The 21,984-nt window shown below is 47.7% G+C and carries 22 protein-coding genes; 14 read left to right on the top strand and 8 right to left on the bottom strand.

Annotated elements, in window-relative coordinates:
* Together BM358_RS06905 and BM358_RS06900 are read left to right on the top strand one after the other, a co-directional pair.
* Positions 1–783, top strand: a complete 783-nt coding sequence (locus BM358_RS06905; protein ID WP_028540655.1) for a hypothetical protein — start codon at positions 1–3, stop codon at positions 781–783.
* A 164-nt stretch (positions 784–947) separates the two neighbouring features.
* Complete coding sequence (locus BM358_RS06900; protein ID WP_028540656.1) at positions 948–1,559, top strand: flavin reductase family protein; 612 nt, start codon at positions 948–950, stop codon at positions 1,557–1,559.
* Positions 1,560–1,760: 201 nt separating this feature from the next.
* Here BM358_RS06900 and BM358_RS06895 read toward each other — a convergent pair whose 3' ends face one another.
* The 7 genes from BM358_RS06895 to BM358_RS06865 all read right to left on the bottom strand — a co-directional run bounded on the left by BM358_RS06895 (position 1,761) and on the right by BM358_RS06865 (position 9,139).
* Positions 1,761–2,417, bottom strand: coding sequence for a methylthioribulose 1-phosphate dehydratase (locus BM358_RS06895; protein ID WP_028540657.1), 657 nt, complete (start codon positions 2,415–2,417; stop codon positions 1,761–1,763).
* Positions 2,418–3,095 (bottom strand): 2-hydroxy-3-keto-5-methylthiopentenyl-1-phosphate phosphatase, encoded by a 678-nt coding sequence (locus BM358_RS06890; RefSeq protein WP_028540658.1) that lies wholly within the window; start codon positions 3,093–3,095, stop codon positions 2,418–2,420.
* Positions 3,092–4,303 carry a 2,3-diketo-5-methylthiopentyl-1-phosphate enolase gene (locus tag BM358_RS06885; RefSeq protein ID WP_028540659.1) on the bottom strand — a complete coding sequence of 404 codons (1,212 nt, stop codon included), beginning with the start codon at positions 4,301–4,303 and terminating at the stop codon, positions 3,092–3,094. Before BM358_RS06885 ends, BM358_RS06890 begins: the two co-directional genes overlap by 4 nt.
* Positions 4,300–5,166, bottom strand: coding sequence for a pyrroline-5-carboxylate reductase (proC, locus tag BM358_RS06880; RefSeq protein ID WP_028540660.1), 867 nt, complete (start codon positions 5,164–5,166; stop codon positions 4,300–4,302). Before proC ends, BM358_RS06885 begins: the two co-directional genes overlap by 4 nt.
* A gap of 39 nt (positions 5,167–5,205) precedes the next feature.
* Positions 5,206–6,498 (bottom strand): glutamate-5-semialdehyde dehydrogenase, encoded by a 1,293-nt coding sequence (locus BM358_RS06875; RefSeq protein WP_028540661.1) that lies wholly within the window; start codon positions 6,496–6,498, stop codon positions 5,206–5,208.
* A 12-nt stretch (positions 6,499–6,510) separates the two neighbouring features.
* A complete protein-coding gene (gene proB / locus BM358_RS06870) occupies positions 6,511–7,716 on the bottom strand; it encodes a glutamate 5-kinase (RefSeq protein ID WP_028540662.1) in 1,206 nt (401 codons plus the stop codon).
* A 241-nt stretch (positions 7,717–7,957) separates the two neighbouring features.
* Complete coding sequence (locus BM358_RS06865) at positions 7,958–9,139, bottom strand: pyridoxal phosphate-dependent aminotransferase (RefSeq protein ID WP_028540663.1); 1,182 nt, start codon at positions 9,137–9,139, stop codon at positions 7,958–7,960.
* Between the two features lie 176 nt (positions 9,140–9,315).
* Here BM358_RS06865 and BM358_RS06860 point away from each other — a divergent pair, with 176 nt between their 5' ends.
* From BM358_RS06860 to BM358_RS26400, 5 genes are all read left to right on the top strand, one after another.
* Positions 9,316–10,134, top strand: coding sequence for a carbon-nitrogen family hydrolase (locus BM358_RS06860; protein WP_028540664.1), 819 nt, complete (start codon positions 9,316–9,318; stop codon positions 10,132–10,134).
* 22 nt (positions 10,135–10,156) lie between these two features.
* Positions 10,157–11,437, top strand: coding sequence for a helix-turn-helix domain-containing protein (locus tag BM358_RS06855; RefSeq protein ID WP_028540665.1), 1,281 nt, complete (start codon positions 10,157–10,159; stop codon positions 11,435–11,437).
* 234 nt (positions 11,438–11,671) lie between these two features.
* Positions 11,672–12,091, top strand: coding sequence for a hypothetical protein (locus BM358_RS06850; protein WP_028540666.1), 420 nt, complete (start codon positions 11,672–11,674; stop codon positions 12,089–12,091).
* 71 nt (positions 12,092–12,162) lie between these two features.
* Positions 12,163–12,963, top strand: coding sequence for a hypothetical protein (locus BM358_RS06845; RefSeq protein WP_028540667.1), 801 nt, complete (start codon positions 12,163–12,165; stop codon positions 12,961–12,963).
* Between the two features lie 82 nt (positions 12,964–13,045).
* Positions 13,046–13,186, top strand: coding sequence for a hypothetical protein (locus BM358_RS26400; protein WP_023989112.1), 141 nt, complete (start codon positions 13,046–13,048; stop codon positions 13,184–13,186).
* Positions 13,187–13,524: 338 nt separating this feature from the next.
* Here the strand turns inward: BM358_RS26400 and BM358_RS06840 are convergent, their stop codons facing one another.
* Positions 13,525–14,442: a LysR family transcriptional regulator gene (locus BM358_RS06840; RefSeq protein ID WP_023989111.1), complete on the bottom strand. Its 918-nt coding sequence runs from the start codon at positions 14,440–14,442 to the stop codon at positions 13,525–13,527.
* Between the two features lie 274 nt (positions 14,443–14,716).
* On the opposite strand from BM358_RS06840, the gene BM358_RS06835 reads away from it, so the two are divergent.
* From BM358_RS06835 to BM358_RS06805, 7 genes are read left to right on the top strand one after another with little or no spacing between them, the layout of a single operon-like run.
* A complete protein-coding gene (locus tag BM358_RS06835; RefSeq protein ID WP_023989110.1) occupies positions 14,717–16,318 on the top strand; it encodes an ABC transporter substrate-binding protein in 1,602 nt (533 codons plus the stop codon).
* A 4-nt stretch (positions 16,319–16,322) separates the two neighbouring features.
* On the top strand, positions 16,323–17,321 hold the full coding sequence (locus BM358_RS06830) for an ABC transporter permease (protein WP_023989109.1): 999 nt from the start codon (positions 16,323–16,325) through the stop codon (positions 17,319–17,321).
* Positions 17,318–18,184 (top strand): ABC transporter permease, encoded by an 867-nt coding sequence (locus BM358_RS06825; RefSeq protein WP_028540669.1) that lies wholly within the window; start codon positions 17,318–17,320, stop codon positions 18,182–18,184. The genes BM358_RS06830 and BM358_RS06825 overlap by 4 nt, the downstream gene beginning before the upstream one ends.
* On the top strand, positions 18,169–18,942 hold the full coding sequence (locus BM358_RS06820) for an ABC transporter ATP-binding protein (protein WP_028540670.1): 774 nt from the start codon (positions 18,169–18,171) through the stop codon (positions 18,940–18,942). Before BM358_RS06825 ends, BM358_RS06820 begins: the two co-directional genes overlap by 16 nt.
* Complete coding sequence (locus tag BM358_RS06815; RefSeq protein WP_023989106.1) at positions 18,939–19,721, top strand: ABC transporter ATP-binding protein; 783 nt, start codon at positions 18,939–18,941, stop codon at positions 19,719–19,721. Before BM358_RS06820 ends, BM358_RS06815 begins: the two co-directional genes overlap by 4 nt.
* Positions 19,708–20,778 (top strand): pyridoxal-phosphate-dependent aminotransferase family protein, encoded by a 1,071-nt coding sequence (locus BM358_RS06810; RefSeq protein WP_028540671.1) that lies wholly within the window; start codon positions 19,708–19,710, stop codon positions 20,776–20,778. Before BM358_RS06815 ends, BM358_RS06810 begins: the two co-directional genes overlap by 14 nt.
* Positions 20,768–21,907: an amidohydrolase family protein gene (locus tag BM358_RS06805; protein WP_028540672.1), complete on the top strand. Its 1,140-nt coding sequence runs from the start codon at positions 20,768–20,770 to the stop codon at positions 21,905–21,907. Before BM358_RS06810 ends, BM358_RS06805 begins: the two co-directional genes overlap by 11 nt.
* The last annotated feature ends 77 nt before the right edge of the window (positions 21,908–21,984 follow it).

Raw genomic sequence — 21,984 nt, 5'->3', positions numbered from 1 at the left:
ATGGATACTGAGTTTTCAAAGAGTGAGGCTCCCTTTAAGGGAGCCCATCATCCTCATGGCGATGGAGGAGGCTCCACAGGTATATTTGGTACATCGTCTAACAAAAATAGTTCCTCTAAAGCGTCAAACGCTCCGGCAGGGGTGTGGAAAGTCGGAAGGCTGTCAATGGGACTTTTCCTCGTCCTGCTGGGGGGCATAACGTTTGCCTCCAAGTTTTGGGGAGCGGGCATACTGGACCAGGCTTTGACCTGGTGGCCTGTCGTTTTTGTTTTGCTGGGGTTGGAAATTTTAATGTATACTGCTTGGAAAGGGACGCGTGAGCGCATTCGTTATGATTTATTCAGTATGTTTATTACGGCGGTATTGGTTTTTTGCTGTATCGGATTTGCCTTGGTCAGTTCATTGGGGATCACTCCGCAAGTCAGAGAAATAATGAGTTCGGTTCAGGAAACAAGGCTTCTCCCAGACTGGCATGAAAAACTGCCTGCCGGAGTGACCAAGGTGATTGTACAGGGAGAAGATCCTTATGCGGTCAAAATTGATGCAACCACCTCACCGGAGGTGCATGTGTTCGGGAGTTATGTATACACAGGCAAAGAGGACGAAATAAAGGGGCAAGATTTATATCAGACCAAGCAAATCGGCGATACCTTGTATGTATTACTGGGTCAAATTCCGACACGGTTTATGCAGACTCAGCAGCAGCTTGATGTTACGATTGCTGTACCTGAGGGAATTACGGTTACTGTGCGCGATAGCCGAGGAAATATAATTGAAAAATAGGGAGATCTTCCGGCTCCAACTTTACATTTCGTATCATTCACGCGATACTGAAAGGGAAGCCTGAGATGTCATCCATGTCGCTAACTAATGGTGCATTTGCTTATCAGGCGAAACTTGATGATGTGCAGTCGAATAGCGATTGTAATCGGAAATGAGGGAGAAAAATGATTTCGTTGAATCCTGACACGCTTACAGGGCGTGAAAATTATAAGCTGTTGACCGGAAGTATCATCCCAAGGCCGGTAGCCTTTGTAACGACTTTGAGCAGCGAAGGGGTGCTGAATGGTGCGCCGTTCAGTTATTTTTCCATCGTAGCTTCTGAACCGCCACTGCTGTCTGTATCCGTACAACGTGTTGATGGAGTACCCAAAGATACAGCACGTAATGCGATGGAGCATAAGGCTTTTGTCGTACATATCACAGACGAGGACAATGTGGGAGCGGTGAATGTGACGGCTTCCCGTCTGTTGCCGCAGGAGAGTGAGGTTACACTGGCAGGCCTTACCCCGGTCAAAAGTACAAAAATCGAAGTTCCCGGTGTGGCAGAAGCGAAAATACGTATGGAATGTATTCTGGAACAGGTTATACCGTTGGGAGGTCAGGAGGACACACCTGCCTGTGATCTGTTAATCGGACGCGTAGTGCAGTATCATTTGTCCGAGGAAGCGTATCAAAATACGTATGTGATTGCTAAGGAGTTGCGTCCAGTAAGTCGTTTGGCTGGGAACAACTATGCGAAGCTAGGAGAGCAATTCACGCTGGAGCGTCCCCAATAGGGGGCGTTTTTTTACAGCATATCCAAATTATATCAGGAGGATTCTTATTCATCATATTTCCTTTTATGTCGCTAGTAGAATAGAAATACCCTTATTATAAAAAAAGAGAACGTTCCTGTGCTATCGCTTAGGCTCCGTTCTCGATATTCAATGACCACTTTTACAAATAAGGATACGCATCTTTGATATTTATGAGTTTATTTACTTCAAAGTTTTCAGCAGCAGGGAGCGATAGGTCGTTTCAAACAAAAATTCAAACGCCTCCAAATGCTTTTTAGCCTCAAATACATCACGGCCCCACGCATAAATGCCGTGGTTACGCAATAAAATTCCAGGCACCTGATCATTCAGCACACCAGGTACCAGCTTGGCAATCGAGGCAATATCCGCGTAATTAGGCAGCACAGGAATATCAATGGCAGCATTTTCTTCCCAAATGTTAAAAGCCTTGATCAGCTCAATACCTTGGATAGGTACAGCGCCTTGCTCACCGTAATATTCGGAAATCAGATTGTTAAACACGGTATGCACATGAAAAACGGCTCCGCAGCCTGTTAGGCGGTAAATTTCACAATGTATAAGCGTCTCTGCGCTTGGCTTGAGGTTTGTCGCTTCTGCCGCTTTTCCGTACTGGTCTACGAATAGAAAATCTTCCGGAGTACGCTTGGTTTTATCCTTGCCGCTGGCGGTGACTGCAAAATAAAATTGTTCGGGATGAAAGTCACCAATTTGGATCGACAAATTACCGCTCGTGCCTGGGAACCAGTTGCGAGATGCGAATAGTTTTTTGACATCAGCGAGTTCTTCCAGTGCGCGGCGTTTTTCTTCCAATGAAATGTCTGCCAAGTTAAAACTCATTTACAGCACCCCTTGCTCCTGTTTTTGCTTTAAATCCTCGATAATGTCATCAAATGTTTCAAAGGGTACATGTGGTACGCCAAGCTCTTGACACTTTAAAGTCAGATGCGAACGGGAGTACACAAGATCGGCAATTTTAGCTCCTTCAAAATCGGTCAGGCTGTCGCCGATCAAAATCCGTTCGTATTGTTCGGAAGGGTATTGACGAATCACAGTCGTTTTACACATGCCACAATCATTTGTACACGGTTCCTCACATGGATGCGGCCAAGTAATCTGGATGCGATCCCCGGAAAAATCCGCTCCGTTGCAATAGACGTGGTCGTGTGGAATATCGAAGGGTTTTAGCAATGGATCAATAAAAAAATCAATGCCGCCACTGGTGACGAAAAATTGAATCTGCTGCTCTCGTACATAGCCCAAAAAGCGTGCAAAGCCCTCGCGTATACCAGCTTGTCCAAGTACATATGAGATAATTTCGTCCTTTTGCTCCGAAGGCATGAGGGCAAACATCGCACCTACGCCTTCACGAATGGATGTATGCCCATTTACGATCTGATGCATGATGGGCTCACAGCCTGTAGGTTGAAAATGCTTCATAATGGCGACAATATTGTCGCTGTTCGTAATTGTCCCGTCAAAATCGCAAAAAATGACAGGCTTCTTCGCTGTGCTCATCGTTCACCTCCCCATGTGTCGAGCGCAGATTGCAGCTCGGGGTGAGTACGGGCGTATTCTGCCAGAGGGACATTTTGCTGTACCGCTTCAATCGCCTGCACAAAGGCGCGCCCACCAGCTTCTGTACCCAGCGGATGACCGTGAATCCCGCCCCCAGCGTTGACAACAACGTCAGTACCAAAGTCACGTACAATTAACGGCACGAGGCCCGGGTGAATCCCTGCGGAAGGGACCGGCATACTGGCCTTCAGCGGTAGATCAGGGGTGATCAGCTCATCGCGGATCGCCATGTTTTCCTCACGCGGCATCGTCACTGAGCCGTAGGGAGAAGGGAAGAGGACGAGGTCAGCGCCAGCCAGCCGCATAAGCTGACCGAGTAGGACGGACGCCGAAATACCATAATGCGGCGATGGATAAGCAGCTCCCGCCAACGAAGGATGGGCTGCAATCGGCACCGAGACGGCAGGATCGCTACTAAGTTCATGTAGCACATCGTAACCGTAGGCCAACACGTTAAACAGTAACGCGTTGGCACCCGCATCAATGGCCTTGAGAGCTTGCGTCTTAAGCTGCGAGGTCGGCCCCGTTAAATTAGCGGCATACAGCAGCTTTTTACCGGTTTCACGCTCAGCCGCTTCGGCGGCTTTGATGCAGGCTTCGACACGTTTTTCAATCGGCGTCAGCGCGTTTTCAAACAAGATCTCGTCGTCCTTGATCAGATCAACGCCACCGAGAGCCTGCCGGGTAAACTGTTCACGAAGTTCGTCCAAATTGAGGCCAATTACAGATTTGAAAATGCTCATGAGCAGGGGACGATCATACACGCCAAGCTGTTCGCGCAAGCCGCTGATACCGAATTTCGGTCCTGGAAAAGCAGAGCGGAATGCTTCCGAGAAACCCAGCTTCGTTAGCTTAATTCGGCCGTCCATCGAAATTTTGCCGAAGACTGTGACCAGCAGAGCGGGAATGTCTTGGCTGAAGTTGACATCCGGGTAAGCGATGGTCAGGTCCGCGTACCGTTCACCGGGACCTCCATCGTAAATATCCACAGAATGAACCGAGCCAAGATGCTTTTGCATCGCGTCCCGTTTGGCTTGCGGGAGCTCAGTCCAGCTGCCCACCGTCATGCCGATGGCAATAGATTGGGCCTTTTGGTTAAAATCGGCTTTGTCATCGTATACCCGGTAGGTCGCCAAGCAATAGCTCATTCAATTCCCTCCTTAAGTACAGCTCCCATCTCGCGGGATCGTTCAGCGCACCGCTGCACCGCCGCAATCACCGTTTCGTAGAAGTCACCTTTGTCCAGCATTTCCAATGCAGCTACCGTAGAGCCATTAGGAGACATGATTTTGTGGCGAAGGGCAGAAGGCTCCTCTCCGGTTTGCTGCACCATGCGTGCCGCTCCAAGCGCGGTTTGCACCGTTAGTTCGTGCGCTTGCTCAGGGGTCAAGCCACCACGGATTCCCCCGGCAATCATGGCTTCCATCAGGTAGTAGACATAAGCAGGGCCGCTTCCAGATATCCCGGTCAAAACATCCATTTTCTCTTCTTCTATAACCGTTACCGTACCTACAGATTCGAACATCGTAAGCACGTTTTTACGCTGGTTTTCGCTGATCTCCTTGGAAAAGCTAATGCCTGTGGCTCCCAGCCCAATTGAGCTGGATGTATTGGGCATCGTCCGTGCGATCGGCTGCTTGCGACCCAGCAACGTTTGCATCGTACGAATGGACAATCCTGCGATTACCGAAATAATCAGCTGCTCATCAGACAGAAGTGGGCCGAGCTGCCCAAGTGCTTGTGCAGCATCCTTGGGCTTCATGGCAAGCACAATGACCGGAGAACGACGCAGAAGCTCGGTTTTGGCGGCATCCTCAGTTTGGAACAAGACTCCATATTGCTTTTGAAGTTCCTCAAGGCGAGCCTGATTACTGCGGTTGATGACGGTAATACCACTAGGTTTGACGACAGAACGAGCCGTCATTCCGCGAATAATAGCCTCTGCCATTGATCCTGCCCCGAAAAATGTAATTTGCTCATTAATTAAAACCTTTGTTTGTGATTCACACATAGATTCATAACCTCCAAGGATACAGATTGATTTATGTTATTATTCCCTGATTTGTCCAGTACCGTACACGCGATATTTGGTTGAAGTCAAGGCAGGCAATCCCATTGGGCCGCGGGCATGTAATTTTTGTGTGCTGATTCCGATCTCGGCACCAAACCCAAACTCGAAGCCATCCGTGAAGCGAGTGGATGCATTGTGATACACGGCTGCCGCGTCCACTTCTTGCAGAAAACGCTCGACATGGGCTTTGTCCTCGGTGACAATACACTCAGAATGCATCGTACCGTAACGGGCAATATGCTCCAGTACTTCGTCCAAATTGTTTACGACCTTGATGTTCATAATGTAATCATTATACTCGGTGCCGTAATCCTCTTCTGTAACAGGAATAGCCCAAGGGGCCAATTCTCGTGTGCGTGCACAGCCGCGTAGCTCAACCCCCGCATCACGAAAGCGTTCTGCCAATCCTGTTAAGTGTGCTTTTGCATAATCCGAGTGTACGAGCAATGTTTCCATCGAGTTACACACGGACGGTCTTTGCACCTTGGCATTCAGTGTAATCGCTTCGGCCATTGCTGCATCCGCTGTAGCGTCCAAAAAGGTATGGCATACACCAGCTCCGGTTTCGATGACAGGTACGGTAGCGTTCTGAACAACATTTTGAATGAGTGAACGCCCGCCGCGTGGAATAATTACATCCAGCAAGCCGTTCAAGGTGAGCATTTCGTTGACCGAGGCACGGTCTGAATCTTCAATAAGTTGAAGCGCCTCGCGTGGCACAGCTGTTGCGTCTAGTGCCTGCTGGAGTACTTCGATAATCTTGCGGTTGGAGAAGAGGGCGGCTGAACCACCGCGTAGCACAACCGGATTGCCTGTTTTCAAGCACAGGCCCGCGGCATCCACGGTTACATTTGGACGCGCTTCGTATATGATGCCGATGACACCCAGCGGCACACGTATCTTCTCAATTCTCAGACCGTTTGGACGTTCAATTTGCTCAAGGGTGTCGCCGACCGGGTCAGGCAGTGCCACAATTTGGCGTAATCCTTCGGCAATAGCTCCGATTCGGTCCTCGGTCAGCTTGAGGCGGTCGAGCAGCGACTCGGATGTTCCCTGTTCCCGTCCATGTTTCAGGTCATTATGGTTTGCTGCAATCAGCTCTTCAGTATGATTTACTAGAGCTTCAGCCATAGCAAGCAATGCTTCGTTTTTCTGTGCTGTAGTCAGGCGGTTCATGACCCCGGCACTTTTTTTGGCAAGATTGGCTTTGGTTCGTACTTCGCTAAACTGATTCTCCTCGGTTGTAGCTGTGTTAGTCGTTAAATCACTCATGTTACGGCCTCCCTACATACATAATGTAATCCATTCATCCCTGTGGATCACCTCAAGCCGGTGAATGGGACCGATTTTGCCCACAACCTCGCCGCTGGATAATCCTTGTACAATTCGTAGCTGTTCATCGTCATAATTGACGATGCCGCGTCCTAAAACTTTATTTTCCGGTCCGAGCACCTCAACGACATCTCCGGCATGAAAGCTGCCTTCGACACGTCGTACGCCAACCGGAAGTAGACTGTGTCCTCCGTGAACCAACGCTTCCTCGGCCCCTTCGTCTACATGCACCGCGCCCAGAGGGGTGGACATAAATCCAAGCCACTGTTTTTTCATCGGAAGTGAAGAGAGGTGAGTGTCAAAATAAGTTCCCGGTCCGTGTCCTTCGACGGCTGCGTTTAGATCGCCATTCGCGCTTACACGTCCCACATATACAGGCACACCGCCGCGTGTAGCGACTTTGGCAGCTTCGATCTTGGATCGCATGCCGCCAGTACCTACAGACGATCCAGAACCTCCAGCTAATGCATAAATCTCCTCTGTAATTTCTTCGATACGTTCAAAACGTACGGCATTCGGATGCTTGCGCGGATCTGCCGTATATACGCCATCGGTGTCCGTAATGATAATCAGATGCTGAGCTTTGACCAGATTGGCAACCAGCGCGGACAGCATATCATTATCGCCGAATTTCAATTCGTCAATCGATACAGTATCATTTTCGTTAAAGATCGGGATAACCTGCTGGCGCAGCAATTCTTCTACGGTCATTCCGGCATTATTCATCCGTTTGCGGCTCAAAAAGTCACTACGGGTCAGTAGAACCTGCGCGATCACTAGGTCAAAATCTTTAAAAGCCTGCTCATAGGCCTGCATGAGAAGAGCTTGGCCAACAGCCGCTGCCGCTTGCTTTTCATGCAGTAGCTTAGGGCGAAACGGGTACCCAATCTCTCTGAATCCGGCGGCTACTGCACCTGATGTAACCAGCAGCACTTCATGACCTTTTGCACGTAGCAAGCTGATTTCCCGGGCAAAATAAGCGATGGCTTCCCGATTCAAGCCACCTTCCACTCCAGTTAGAGAGCTGCTTCCGATTTTTATGACGATTCGTGTTGACAAGACGTCCACTTCCTTAATTTTACTCTTTTTAATGCAAAAAAACTTCCATCCTTTGTATGCAAAGGACGAAAGTTTGTGCTTCCGCGGTACCACCTTCATTGATGATTCATGATCATCCCACTTGAAACCTGTTAACGGCAGGGACCGCCTGATTGCGCAGGGCGCTCGGGGATAGGAGTTGGGAGAGAGTCCAGGTAAATTCTTGCAGCCTATCGGAATTTACTCTCTGAACAGGACCGAGTCTCTCTTAATAGTCCCTTCAACGCGCTAAATGATATTGGATACAGAATACCACGAAAAGACCAGGTTTGGCAAAGAAGTTGTAGCTGGAAAATACGGCTTAACCAAACAGGTTTAGCTTGCCAATTCGATCAGCCGCCTCGGTCAGTCGAGCTTCTGAGCTCAGTAGTCCCGCTCGCACATATCCTTCGCCGCCACTCCCGAAGCCAATCCCTGGAGCGACAGCCACCTTGGCTTCCCGCAACAACAGACCGGCAAAAGAAGTGGAAGTATAGCCCTGCGGCACAGGCAACCAACTGAAAAAGGAGCCGCTTGGGCGCGTCGCCTTCCAGCCTATTTGCCCAAGTGCATCATAAAAAGCGTTACGGCGTGATTCATAGCGGGCTACCAGCTCGCCTACGCAGTTTTGCGAGGCCGTCAAGGCTGTCGCCGCCGCTGCCTGAATGCCGCCAAACAAGCTTACATAAATATGATCCTGCAGCAGATTAATCATCGAGATGATTTCGGCATTACCGAGCGCGAAACCAACACGCCAGCCCGCCATATTGTACGTTTTGGACAAGGTATAGAACTCAATCCCCACCTCTTTAGCACCCTCAGCCTGTAGGAAGCTTACCGGACGTTCGCCATCAAATCCAATAGCGCCATAGGCGAAATCACTGGCAACTACAATACCGTTACGTTGCGCGAATTCAACTGTATCCTCGTAAAAGGAAAGTGGAGCCGTTGCCGAGGTTGGATTATTCGGATAGTTAAGGAACATTAACTTGGCGCGGCGGCGGTCTTCTTCGGAAATGGCTTCATAATCGGGCAGAAAACGGTTCTCTTCTTTTAATGGGAGAAAAGACATTTCCGCTTTAGCCAAGGCTACACCAGACCAGTAGTCCGGGTAGCCGGGATCAGGGACGAGACACACATCCCCGGGATTGAGTAAGACTTGCGGCAGCTGAACCAAACCCGTTTTTCCGCCAAACAGGATGGCGACCTCGGTTTCAGGGTTGAGCGTCACACCGTAATCCTCCTGATAGCGCTGGGCAACGGCTTCCTTGAGAAAGCTGTAACCACGAAATGGCGAATATTTATGATATAGCGGATTATCCGCTGATTCCTGCAAAGCTTTTACAATATGAGAAGGAGTGGGAGTGTCGGGGTTCCCCTGTCCAAGATTAATGACATCATGCCCCGCCGCGATTTCACGGTTTACATTTTGTACAAGTGTGGCAAAAAATTGAGTGGGTAACTGTTTCATGACGTCAGCGGAGGGAATAGAAAAATGAGTCATCAATTCACACGACCTTTTGGAATAGTTTAAGAAATAATCTATCACGATTTTACCGAGTTGTATAGGAGGAATTAAGCTTGCATGGTTGCGTAATCCAGACTGATCGGGCTATGATGGGAGAAAATACCGGACAATGGGTCGCGGGAAGCTCTGGCTCACAAGGAGGATGAAGGATTTTGACGTATCAGGAAGCTCAGCCGTTCAGTGTTGCACTCATACAAGCTCACATAGAGATAGGAAATCCCCCGGAAAACCGCAGTCATATCCGAGCTTTAATGGAACAAGCGATGAAAGTCGAACTGAAGCCGGATCTGATTGTCCTGCCGGAAATGTGGAACACAGGCTATGCCTTAGATCGCATTCATGAGCTGGCGGACAAGGAAGGGACGGAGACTCGGGCATGGATAGCAGCATTCGCTGCCACCCATGAAGTGAACGTAGTAGCTGGGTCGATCGCAGAGAAAAAAAGCGACGGTCATGTGTATAATACGATGCTCGTTTTTGACCGAACAGGCAGAGAGGTTGCTTCGTATTCCAAGATTCATCTATTCCGACTTATGGATGAAGAAAAATATTTGCAGCCTGGCGAAGAAAAGGTTTTATTCGCACTGGATGGCGGGATTCGGGCAGGTGCGTCGATCTGCTATGATATTCGTTTTCCTGAACTAGCCCGTAGTTTGGCCCTGTCGGGCGCAAATTTGCTGATCGTACCCGCAGAATGGCCTCATCCCCGGCTTCATCACTGGCGTACCTTGCTAACCGCACGTGCTATAGAAAATCAAATGTATGTTATTGCTTGTAACCGGGTAGGTCGCAGTGAAGATACTGATTTCTTCGGGCATTCGCTTATTATTGATCCATGGGGAGAAATCATTGCTGAGGGCGGAGAGCAGGAGGGGATCATCACAGGAACGATTGAGTCTGCCTTAGTGCAGGACGTACGTGGTCGTATTCCGGTGTTTGAAGATCGGCGTCCCTCACTGTATGACCGATAATCAGTGTAGAAAGGAATACTCCATGCTTAAGGAACGCATTGAATTTTTGTGTAAAAAGAAAAATCTGTCCCGTAAAGAGCTGGTAGACGGGCTGGTGACACCAGCACATTTCGCAAATATACTGGCTGACCGTTATCCGTTGGCAGAGGATTTGGCCGAGCAAATTGCTGGGCGTTTAGGTGTAAACCCATCCTACCTCTTGCGTGCAGCGGCAGAGGATGAGGAGACGCTGGCTACAGCGGATAAGATTTTCACAGAGCTGTCCAAGCTGGCTAATCCTGCCACGGAAAGCTATGTGGATCTACTGGAGGATCGCAACGATTCGCTTGTGGTGGAAATGACGACTTATTTGATGAAGGCCGTTTATTATCAGCAATTAAATGACCCAACGGCCTATGAATATTTACATCAAACCTATTTGAATTTTTATTTGGAGAAGTTTGGTCGTTCGGATGAGGTGGAGCTGCCCGCACCGCTAAAAAAAGCAATTTTATTTTATAAAATCCAGTATTTTCGCTCGAAAAATCATTATTATGATGTGCTGAATAACGTTACGCAGCTAAGCCGTCTAGTGGAAGAGGGGACGGAAAACTGGCTGAATGCGCAAAACATTATGATGGAGGCCTGTATTCAGGTCAAGCAATTTGATCAGGCGAAGCAGGTATTCGAGCAGACGATGCGCAGGGTGTATGATGATCGGCTTTTTCACCGTTTGACGGGTCTGTATGTGGCTTACAGCGGATATTGTTTTGCCATGGGTTCTGTGCAGGAAGCACTGTTAACGCTCTCTATGGCTGAGGCCAATTTGGTCTATTTAGAAAATGCGGCAGATATGCTCACGACCATTCTGAACAACCGGATTATTATGCTGACATCGATTGGCGAGCTGGATAAGGCTTTGGAGGAAGTAGCGCGTTTTGAAGCGCTGGTGAGCCGGGAGCGGGAGGAAATGCAGCAGATGATGCTGCCCGTTACGCTAATTTATCGCTGTGAGATTGCGTTTGCGCGAAAAAATTGGGGGCTTCTCTCACAGCATTTGGATCAACTGCGTAAAACAAATCTGACAACAGATCAGCAAATGGGGCTTGATTTTTATGAAAGCCAACTGGCGCTTGCCCAAGGGAATCAGGACGCCTTTTGGATGCATGCCTTGCAATGCTTGCCTTATTTTGAAGCTCTCCAGCATCCAGCGCGGCTTGAACAGTTATATGAAACGCTGGCAGTTGTGTCCGAGGACAGTCGTCGTTATAAAGAATCATCGGCGTATTATCGCAAATTGGTCTATCTTTTGCGTAAAAAATAGCCTGAATTCACTCGTTTTTCACAAAACTATCGGATGATCGTGCGAAAGAATACTCCAAAGTGTGCAAAATTTTGTGTAAACCGTCCCAGAGTTCAAAATAAACCGGAAAAGTACAGGTTAAAGCTCCTGTTTTTTCGGTTTTTTTGTATGCGCCAAAACGTATTGTGATGCCATATACCCTCTTTTATACTGAATTCATAAGGAACGACAATACAAAATACGAGGTGCAACCACATGATGAACTTATTCGGGAAAAAGAAAAAACAGCAGGATGCGATAGAACAAGCAGATCAACTGATGAATAAAGGCCTGTCAGGATTATTTATGAAAGGTTTGGTACCCAAAGAGCATCGGGAACAGATTAACCAAAGCCTAAACTCGGCAAGACAAGCTCAATCGGCGGCTAACGGTGGTTTGGCGATGGCAGCGACTGCGGTTGTTATTTCGGTAACAGATACCGGGAAGCTCGTGAATTTTGATCCGATTGTGGTGCTAATGCTAGATGTGACAGAAGTAAACGGTAATCGATATCCAAAAACGTTGGAAACGCTCGTATCCAAGCTGCAAATTCCGCGACCTGGAGATACGGTGGGTCTGGGGAGCAATCCGGTAAATCCATCGGAGCTGATTTATATGGGTCTGGTGACAGTGTAAATGAGCAGGTCGTTTCACCTTTCTTGCTGACATATAATTTGAACAGATGATTGAAAAAGGGGTTTTGGAGGATGAAAGGATTTTTGAGTATTATCGGGGTACTTATGGTGTTTGGTGTAGGCTTCTCACCATTTTTGGCTAACTATTTATGGGATGATCCATTTGTGATTATGGATGCCCCGTGGTATAGGCCGTTAATTTATATAGGCTTTGCGCTTATTTTTCTACCTGGAATTTTAGGTGTGTTTTTTGAAGGCGGTAAGGTTAAGAAGGGTGTTCCTGGGGTTGGGATTATTACAAGTGTTCAGCTAACAGGGACTTATGTAAACAGTCAGCCGCAGGTAAAGCTCGGGTTGACCGTAACCAAACATGGAGAAGACAAATATGATACTGCTTTGACGACAATTATTCCTTTGACTTCCATGGCTCAATTTCAGCCAGGCTCGATCATTCCGTTGGTCGTATCGGAGAAAGATAAACTGAAAGTAGGACTTGACCTGAAAGGCCAGGTGTCGCAGACGGATTTGCAAGCGTTAATGAATGAGCAAATGGTCAAGCAGGGCGTATCGCCTGAGCTGATGGAAATTGCCAAAACCGGTAAGCAGGCATATGCGAAGGTGCTGGATGTTACACCCATGGGGGAAGCAGGACCTAATAAAATTAAGCTTCAATTTACGCTGAGTGTTACGAAAAACAACGGCGATACATTTAATGTAACCACGCAAAAGGTTGTTTTTTCTTCCCAACTATCCAAGCTGCAGCAGGGAAGTATTATAGAGGTCATTTATTCACCTCAAGATCCTTCGAAATTGGTCTTTAAAACACAAGTGAGTGAAGCCGAGGTACAGCAAGCATTTGGTTCTTCTCGATAATAAAAAAGTTTTCCGATACCTGTTTCAGATACAGCCCATAGGTGTATTATAATAGTATCCCGACACCAGGAGGTTGATAACGATGGATAACCAAAGTAGATCCGAACTGGCGAATAGGGATGGCCTGTCACGGCCGAGAGGCTTAAATAGACAGGTTGTCGGAAACAATTATGAAATGGGCTATGATCAGGATAAAAGTCCACCAGATTTAGGGAGACCCTGATCACAAAAAGGCGAGGACAGGCACTTTGGGATCACACAGCACATTGGAACTGAGGTAGGACATCTTGGGAGACCAAGGCTAGAGACCTTAAGGAAAGAAGTGATGCGGGATGGATAAAGTGGAGTTTCCGAGCAAGCGTAAAGTAATCAGGCGAGGCTGACATGAAATTCAAATGAACATGAAATGTGGTTCGTTAAGGACAGATGGAAGCAACATCGCAACAGTGTAATCGAACCCGTAAAATAAATGAAGTATTGAAAGCATAGGGGCGAAGCCCCGGGACCGTCTTCTTCTCTGGCTTTGGCTGAGGAGGAAGACGGTCCTTTTCACATTTGAAGCTACTTTTGAGAAAGTTGCTCGACCGTTTCTCGGAAGGTATCAATAAAGGCTTCGGCAGCTTTAGACAAATAACGTCCGTTTCGGTAGGCAATGGCTAGGGTACGGCTAGGGGTAGGTTCGGCGAGTGGCAATAATGCTGGAACAAACTCGCTGCTGGCGGCCCGGGCGATAAAACGGGGGACGAGTGTCACTCCCATACCTGTCGCTACAAGCGATTGGAGCGTCTCCATATTAGTGCTCTCAAACACCACATTGGGTTCAAAGCCAGCTTGATGACACAAATCCATCGTCAGCTTGCGAAAGCCTTGCCCTTTTTTCAGAACGACAAAAGGCTCATCTTTCAGTTCTTCCATATGCACAGGCTTCGGATGGTCTCCGTTTTTACGCAGGGCTAGGGGGTGACCTGGAGGAACGGCAAGATCAATCCACTCTTCACCGATCGGCACATAGGAAAGTGTAGGTTCTACTAATGGAAGAGATAGCAGGCTGAGATCTGTATCCCCACTGGCAGTTTTTTTCTCCAAATTCATGGATGAATCCTCGACCAACACGATTTCAATGTCCGGATGAGCTTTCTTGAATACAGGCAGCACATGCGGCAGCAAATGAGAACCTGTGATGGGCATACTGCCAACCACAACCTTCCCTTTTCGCAGTTGAGAAATGTCGTCCATTTCCTGCCGGAGCTGCTCAACTGCATCGACTATTTTTTTTGCCTTTTCCACAAAGCTTGCTCCTGCATGTGTTAATTCCACCGTGCTGGTGTTGCGTTGAAATAGAAGTACCCCAAGTTCTTTTTCCAGTTTGGACAATTGTTGGCTCAAAGAGGGCTGAGCAATATGCAGTTTTTCTGCTGCGCGTGAGAAGTTTTTTTCCGCTGCAATTTGCAGGGTGTATTGAAGTTGTCTGAATTCCATCGAGTTTTAAACCCCTTTTATATACGATTTTATAATGGTTGTCGTCTTATAAGCTTTACCTATTACTTCATAGACTGATTATACAATAATATAATGAAATTCCCAATCCCATATGAACTCCATGTGTTCACAAGCTGGAAAATCCCTATGTTTACTTTTATCTTTGATTTTATAAATTATGGTATTTAATTCTGTTTGACATGGCAAATGGGTTCATCCATAATATTATTCATATTAAAACAATATGTTTTATTGGAGAAAAGGGGAAAATGGGATGTCCAAACTTATTGTATCTTTTAGGAAACCGTTTTTGGTTGGATCTTTAGCATTTCTTTTATTGGTTCTCGTGGCAGGATGCTCCGGCTCCAAAAATGATGCAGATAAAAATACAAACGCAACTAACCCAAGCACAACCGCTGATCAACCCGCGGAAGGGGGAACCTTTACATATGGCCGCCCGGCTTCCGTAACCTCGTTTGATTTGCATAATCAGATTACATCAAATAATGCTTTTGCTATCGACAAAGTATTTGAGCCGCTGGTTGCCTTTAACGGTGATGGAAAAATTGTGGATTGGCTTGCGGCGTCGCACAATATTAGCGCGAATGGATTAACCTATACTTTTGTTTTACGCGATGGCTTGAAATTTTCAGACGGCAAAGGAGTTACTGCCGAGGACGCGGTTTTTTCAATTCAGCGTCATTTGAATGTAGGAGGTCCTCTTGCAATAGCGGCACAGGTGGCTTCGCTTTCGGCTCAAGATGAAAAAACACTTGTAATTAAGCTTAAAGCGCCGTATACGCCGTTTATTTCTGAACTCTCGAATTTCTCCAATGGCATCCTTCCAAAGGATTTTGGTGGTGTCTCGGAAAAAGAATTCTTTAAGAATCCGGTCGGTACCGGTCCCTTCGTCGTTAAGAAATGGGATTCTGCCGGTGATCTTACTTTCAGCAAAAATAAATACTATTGGCAGAAAGGCAAGCCATATATCGATGAACTTGTCTACAAGCTCATTGAAGATGACAGCCAAGCGATTAACCAGCTGAAGGCTGGCGCGATAGACGCTATTGAGTCTGTAGCTCTTGAAAATGTAAATGAATTAAAACAAGGAACTGATACCAAAGTGGCGACCAATGGAAGCTGGGTGACAGAGCAATTGTTCTTCAATACCCTGGACGAGCATTTTTCGGATGTGCACGTTCGCCGTGCGTTGGCGTTGGCACTTGACCGTAATGGATTGACCAATGCGGTTACCTTTGGTTTCGCAAAGCCAGCCAATTCGCTTTTGCCGCCAGCCATTCCCTACAACACGAACGATACGATTAAAGCGCTCAGCTTTGATACGAACGCTGCCAAAGCAGAGCTTGCAAAATCAAAGTTCCCTAATGGGTTTTCTACAAAATTGCTCATTGCCTCTGGTAACAACTCAAGAACTCAGGAGGCACAGATTATTCAGGCGGCCGCCAAAACGATCGGCATAGACATTCAAATCGAATCTGTTGAGTTGGCCTCATTTCGCGAGCGTTTCTTTGCCTATGATTTTTCGGCAATGATCAACAGCGGACAGGCGGATTCTCCAGAAGCCAACTCGATCCTCGCTTTCCAGACAGATCCGGAAGGCTTTAGCAAGTCGTACTGGACTCATTACACGAACAATGAAGTTACCAAGCTCCTGCACGAGGGGCAAAAAACACCTGATGGGGAAGAACGTGCGGGAATTTACGCCAAGCTTCAACAAATCCTTGCAGACGAGGTACCTTACATCCCGCTTTATTATCCGGATATTCTGAAAGGTGTTCGTTCTTCCATTGATGGCCTGGTCGTGCTTCCCAATAACAGCGCTCGTTTTGAAGATGTACGTGTGAAAGGTAATTAGATCCTTGACGGCCCACAATTTATTTAAAAAGTCTGCCGGATTGTCTGCAAATCTAACTTTCCCACACAAATGGCTTGTGCGCGCTATGATAAGAGCGGCATCAGTAGTCATCTGTGTGGTGGTGGCAGTCTTCTTCATCATAAGGCTGGTGCCGGGAGACCCCGCCAAAATGATTCTGGGGGAATACGCCACAGCTGAGGCTATTGAGAGTATGCGCCATAGGTTGGGGCTGGATCGTTCTCTTTGGGAGCAGTTTATAGGCTTTGTGCACAATTTCTTTACACACGGTGATACCGGCGTTTCGATTGTTTTTGAGACTTCTTCAAGAGAGTTGATTGCAGAGCGGGCCCCTGTGACGCTGCTGCTCATTGCAATGACCTGTCTTTTTTCCATCATTGTTTCGCTGGTGCTGGCCACCCTTGCGGCAACACATAAAGACGGACTGCTTGACCACATTATACGCATCTTGCCTGCTGTAACGCTCGGTATGCCGATTTTTTGGGTTGGACTGCTACTGATTCTGGTATTTAGCGTTCGGCTTCGCTGGTTCCCCGTTGGGGGAGTCGGCGAGGGCTGGCTTGGAATCTTGTACAGTCTCGCCCTTCCTGCGATCACTGTCGGATTGTCGCAAATTCCCTCGCTTGTTCGTTCTTTAAGAGCGCAGATGCTGGAAGTGCTGGAATCTGATTTTGTTGTAACCTTGAAGGCAGCGGGAATCCCCGACCGGGTTATATTGGTAAAGCATGTCCTGCGCAATTCCGCTCTTCCCGCTCTTATGCTGCTTGGCGTAAACATTGCCTACCTGATGGGCGGCACGTTGGTAATTGAACAGGTTTTTGGCCTCAAGGGTATCGGAAGCCTGTTATTTTCAGCCATTTCAAACCGGGATTTTCCTGTTATACAGGGGATTGCTCTTTATTGTGCGATATCTGTGGTCATCATCGGCTTCGTGATTGAGGTTGCTTCTGGGTATCTTGATCCCAGGACGAAAGGAGAACAATGAAACGCACGCAATTAGATCTTCAGATTCAGAAGGCGGGTCATAGCAACCGCTCTTGGCGAAAAATACTAAATACTCCATCTCTTTTATGGGGCAGTATTATGTTTGCGTTACTCATAGGTATTGCAGTGTTCGCACCGGTTATTAGCCCCTACCAGCCTTCTGATCAAAATATTTCGGCAACTTTACAACCCCCGTCCTTCGAACACTGGCTGGGAACCGATCAACTGGGGCGTGATTTGTTTACACGGCTGATCTATGCCGCACGGACTGATTTGAAGATTATGGTGCTGGCGGAGATCATCCCTTTTTGTATGGGGGTGTTTCTGGGAATGCTTGCCGGGTATTATGGTAAATGGGTAGATACGGTTATCACGCTTTTGACCGATACGTTTATTGCGTTCCCTTTTTATTTGATTGTAATTATAGTGGCGTTTGCAAGCGGTACGGGTGAACAGGGGATATACATTACATTTGTCCTGGTTGGCTGGATTGTATACGCGCGCGTGGTCAAGGGTCTTAGCGCATCGTTTCGCAAGCAGGAATGGATAGCCGCTGCAAAAACTCTGGGAATCCCGGATATTAAAATCATACTGCGCCATCTTCTGCCGAATGTGTTACCGCAAGCGGTGGTAGTGCTTATGACGGACATGGCTGTTCTGCTTGTAGCCATTGTTACGCTAGGCTATCTAGGTATCGGCATTGCGCCGCCAACTCCGGATTGGGGAACTATGATTTCTGATGGGCAGCCCTTTATATCTACTAAGTGGTGGCTTTCAGCAATCCCGGGCTTTGCGGTAGTATATACAGGGATAGCCTTATCCCTTGTGGGCGATGGGCTAGCAGATATATGGAGAAGAAAATGAATGCTATGAATCCAATTTTAGAAGTGGAAAATTTGTCGCTCGCGACGCAATCGAATCATAAATTGGTCACCAATGTGAGTCTCAAAGTTGAAGCGGGCGAAAGTATAGGACTTGTGGGGGAATCCGGATCTGGAAAATCGCTCACGCTTCGCTCCATCATAGGGTTGCTTCCCTCCGGTATTGAACAAGTTGGCGGGCATATTAGGAGCAATGGCAGATGCGCAATGATTTTTCAAGACCCGATAAGGGCACTTGACCCTCTCTGCCCGGTGGCCCGGCAGCTTGCCGAGGTTGTGTACTACAGGCAGAAGGTGAGTCGGAAGGTCGCGCGCACAATAGCTTTGGAACTGCTTGAAATGCTCGGTCTTCCCGATTCCTTAAAGCATACTGACCGTTACCCCCGCCAGCTTTCAGGCGGCCAGTGTCAACGTGTTGTTATTGCGATGGCTTTGGCGTGCAAGCCGGGCATCCTTCTTTGTGATGAGCCAACAACTGCGCTTGACGTAACGGTTCAACGGCAAATACTTGACGTTATTTCACGTCTTCAAAAGGAGCTGGGTTTTGCCATGGTGTTTGTTACGCACAATCTTGCTGTAGCTGCTTCGATGTGCTCAAAGCTTTGCGTTATGAAAGAGGGAAGAATCATAGAGCGGGGAGACACTTTGCCCCTTTTACAAAACCCGCAAAATCCGTATACACAGTTGCTGATAAGCTCAGTGCTTCCTCTCCCGGATCTTGAAAGGAGCGCGGATTTATGAAAACAGCCTTGCAGATAGAAAATATAACGGTTGCTTATGGTAAGTTCACCGCGCTTGATCAAGTAAGCCTGGAGCTGCAGGAGCGTACCACGCTTGGTCTTGTGGGAGAATCGGGTTCAGGAAAGTCTACCCTCGCGCGGGTAATAGCCGGGCTGATCGCCCCGGATGAGGGCCGGATCATGCTGGGTTCTCAGGTTCTGGGCAAGCGACGGAGCCGGGAGCAGCATAAAAGAATACAAATGGTTTTTCAAAACCCGGATTCCTCGCTAAATCCAAAGCATACGATCAGGCAAATCCTTGCCGAAGCCTTACTTTTTCACAAGATTGTTGACAGAGCTCAAGTGGACAAGAAATGTAGGGAACTGCTTACACGTGTTCACATCGATGAAAGCGCCCTTGGCAGATTCCCTCACGAATTTTCCGGCGGTCAGCGTCAGCGGATAGCAATTGCCCGCGCATTAAGCGTTGAGCCAAGCATACTTATCGCAGATGAACCAACGAGCGCACTGGATGTTTCGGTACAACGGAGTATGCTTGAACTGTTGAGCACACTCAAATCGGAGCTTAATCTTACGATGCTTTTTATCTCTCATGACTTGGGAGTTATAAATGCCATAAGCGATATTGTTGCTGTAATGCGGCAGGGGAAGCTGGTTGAGATCAACCCCAAGGAGAAATTCTTTTCTCGTCCTGAAACGCCTTATAGCCGTGAGCTTTTGTCCGCTGTTCCTAAAATGCCAATATCCCATTCTGCAGGAGGTATTTATGAGTCAAAATAATAAAGGATTTGTACCTCTTACAATATCGGAGTTTGATACGCTAACTAACTTGCTCTCCAAACTCCTGTCCACCCAAGAATCCCCGGTAATCATACCGGGCGAGGCGATCCTGGGAATTGAAGCCATAGCAGCAGGCATATCTGCGCCCGACCGTAAAATTCTAAACATTGTGACAGGTCCATATGGAACGATTTTTGGTAACTGGCTTGCGCGTGGCGGAGCAGAAGTCATCGAACTCAAAACATCTTTTGATGATGTGGTAACTGTAGATGAAGTCGCCGCAGCGATTGAGCGATATAACCCATGTGCGCTTTCTTTTGTGCAGGCGGAAGTGGTCACAGGAGGCTCTAATCCAACAAGGGAAATCATGGAGCTTGCGCGTAGATCAAACATTATAACCGTGATAGATTCAGTTTCTGCAATCGGGGGCGAACCGGTGCTCATGGACGAGTGGGGAATTGATTTTGTAGCTGTAGGGGCGCAAAAAGCACTATCCGGGCCTAACGGGATCAGCGCTGTGGGGATTTCTCCCCGTGGCTGGGAGTTTCTGGCCTCCAACAAAAATGCGCCGCGCAATTCCATACTGTCTTTGCTTGACTTAAAGCGTTCCCCTAATCATGTGACGCCCGTGCGAGTTCCTGCCAACATCCCTGTTTTGGAAGCCCGTGCGCTTATAGAGTCATTAAAGCTTATTGAAGAAGAAGGTCTGGAAGCAGTCAACCGCCGCCATCGCTTAACTACATCTGCTGCAATTGCTGGCATTAAAGCCTTGGGCCTTGAACCGTGGCAGCGGAATAAAGATAGCTACTCAACGTTGACTACAACGGTTCGGATTCCTCAAGGCGGTAATTTCAATATCGAACAGCCCATAGGCATTGTCGCACCCGGAGATGGAGAATTGCATAATAAACTCTTACGCATTAACCATTTTGGGGCGAAGGCAAATCAACAAAGCGTTGAAGAAGCTATCCAAACGCTTGCTGAGCTTGTACATCAAGACCCTTATCATGCGCTTGCCGCCCAAAGGTTAATTTGGGGGAATGAAGATGGAAAATAATATTCAAAAAGAGTTAACCTATAAAAATATATTTGTGGCGGGGATTGATGGGAAACGATTTGATATAACAATCACCAATGGTCGTTTTTCGTCCATTGCAGAGTCCTTATCCTCGCATACTCAACAAAATGGTCCAGATGGCGACTTATGGATTAGCCCCGGCGTAATTGATCTTCATACGCATTTGGCATGGACGGATTTTAATCATACTGATCAGGAGAAGCGCGATGAATTGGAGATCGAAGTGATGCAGGCGCAAGCCTTTGAGGCTACTTTCCAGGCTGGAGTGACTTCAGTGCGTGATGCAGGTGGGCTTTTGCCAAGTACGGTGAAGCATATAGGTCAGCATTATAGCCAGCCTTTAAGAGTTTATACCAGTGGTGATATGCTTGGAGCCGGAGACGCACGAGGTCTTAAGCATTTGGAACGGCGGGTAACAGGAATTATTGATTCCGGGGCAAGCTGGATTAAAATTCTTGCAACGGGGGGACTAGGCTCGTCGCCAGATACAGTGCTGGACCCGATTTTTTCTGAGGAAGAATTCTCTCTAATTGTGCATAGTGCTCATGCACGCAACATAAAAGTCATGGTTCATACCTGGGGCGGACCTACTGTGGATTGGTCTATTGACGCTGGAGTGGAATCTATAGAGCATGGAATGTATTTGACCGAGGATCAAGCCAACCGGCTTGCGCAATCCAGGACAGCCTTTGTGCCTACTGCTTCCATCTATCGTATTGCTGCAGACCCGTCTGGAGTTCTTTTACTCGACAGGGAAATTTGTGACCGCGCCGCCCGCGCCGCCGAAGCCCACCCTAAAGCCGTTAGCTATGCCAAAAGAGCAGGCGTACGAATTGCGTTCGGTACAGATTTTGCCACACCTTCGTTACATGGACGTAACCTTGAGGAATTAGACACACTCATAGACTGTGGATTAACTCGAAAAGAGGCTTGGCAGGCAGCCACGGAGTTCGCCGCTGAAATTTTGGGATATGGGGACAGATTGGGACGTATAAAAGAAAACTACACAGCAGATACAATCCTTTTTAATGCTGATCCGTATAAGTCACAAAACGCCAAAGCACTCCGTGAAAGTATCGTATCGGTAATTCAGGGACAATTTGAGTGAGACCAATACTCCAGAGAGCATCTTTAATATAGTTAGACAATCCCCTTAACATTCTCCTGACAAAGTATGATTAGACT

The sequence above is a fragment of the Paenibacillus sp. cl130 genome (assembly GCF_900116035.1).
Taxonomy (GTDB): Bacteria; Bacillota; Bacilli; order Paenibacillales; family Paenibacillaceae; genus Paenibacillus; species Paenibacillus polymyxa_B.
The sequence above is the reverse complement of the archived record's forward strand: the minus strand, read 5'-3'. Positions and strand labels throughout refer to the sequence as shown.

Excerpts from the sequence above, each read along its gene's own strand:
- BM358_RS06905 (WP_028540655.1), top strand. The coding sequence starts at position 1 with ATGGATACTGAGTTTTCAAAGAGTGAGGCTCCCTTTAAGGGAGCCCAT.
- BM358_RS06900 (WP_028540656.1), top strand. The coding sequence starts at position 948 with ATGATTTCGTTGAATCCTGACACGCTTACAGGGCGTGAAAATTATAAG.
- BM358_RS06895 (WP_028540657.1), bottom strand. The coding sequence starts at position 2,417 with ATGAGTTTTAACTTGGCAGACATTTCATTGGAAGAAAAACGCCGCGCA.
- BM358_RS06890 (WP_028540658.1), bottom strand. The coding sequence starts at position 3,095 with ATGAGCACAGCGAAGAAGCCTGTCATTTTTTGCGATTTTGACGGGACA.
- BM358_RS06885 (WP_028540659.1), bottom strand. The coding sequence starts at position 4,303 with ATGAGCTATTGCTTGGCGACCTACCGGGTATACGATGACAAAGCCGAT.
- proC (WP_028540660.1), bottom strand. The coding sequence starts at position 5,166 with ATGTGTGAATCACAAACAAAGGTTTTAATTAATGAGCAAATTACATTT.
- BM358_RS06875 (WP_028540661.1), bottom strand. The coding sequence starts at position 6,498 with ATGAGTGATTTAACGACTAACACAGCTACAACCGAGGAGAATCAGTTT.
- proB (WP_028540662.1), bottom strand. The coding sequence starts at position 7,716 with ATGAAGGTGGTACCGCGGAAGCACAAACTTTCGTCCTTTGCATACAAA.
- BM358_RS06865 (WP_028540663.1), bottom strand. The coding sequence starts at position 9,139 with ATGACTCATTTTTCTATTCCCTCCGCTGACGTCATGAAACAGTTACCC.
- BM358_RS06855 (WP_028540665.1), top strand. The coding sequence starts at position 10,157 with ATGCTTAAGGAACGCATTGAATTTTTGTGTAAAAAGAAAAATCTGTCC.
- BM358_RS06850 (WP_028540666.1), top strand. The coding sequence starts at position 11,672 with ATGATGAACTTATTCGGGAAAAAGAAAAAACAGCAGGATGCGATAGAA.
- BM358_RS06845 (WP_028540667.1), top strand. The coding sequence starts at position 12,163 with ATGAAAGGATTTTTGAGTATTATCGGGGTACTTATGGTGTTTGGTGTA.
- BM358_RS26400 (WP_023989112.1), top strand. The coding sequence starts at position 13,046 with ATGGATAACCAAAGTAGATCCGAACTGGCGAATAGGGATGGCCTGTCA.
- BM358_RS06840 (WP_023989111.1), bottom strand. The coding sequence starts at position 14,442 with ATGGAATTCAGACAACTTCAATACACCCTGCAAATTGCAGCGGAAAAA.
- BM358_RS06835 (WP_023989110.1), top strand. The coding sequence starts at position 14,717 with ATGTCCAAACTTATTGTATCTTTTAGGAAACCGTTTTTGGTTGGATCT.
- BM358_RS06825 (WP_028540669.1), top strand. The coding sequence starts at position 17,318 with ATGAAACGCACGCAATTAGATCTTCAGATTCAGAAGGCGGGTCATAGC.
- BM358_RS06820 (WP_028540670.1), top strand. The coding sequence starts at position 18,169 with ATGGAGAAGAAAATGAATGCTATGAATCCAATTTTAGAAGTGGAAAAT.
- BM358_RS06815 (WP_023989106.1), top strand. The coding sequence starts at position 18,939 with ATGAAAACAGCCTTGCAGATAGAAAATATAACGGTTGCTTATGGTAAG.
- BM358_RS06810 (WP_028540671.1), top strand. The coding sequence starts at position 19,708 with ATGAGTCAAAATAATAAAGGATTTGTACCTCTTACAATATCGGAGTTT.
- BM358_RS06805 (WP_028540672.1), top strand. The coding sequence starts at position 20,768 with ATGGAAAATAATATTCAAAAAGAGTTAACCTATAAAAATATATTTGTG.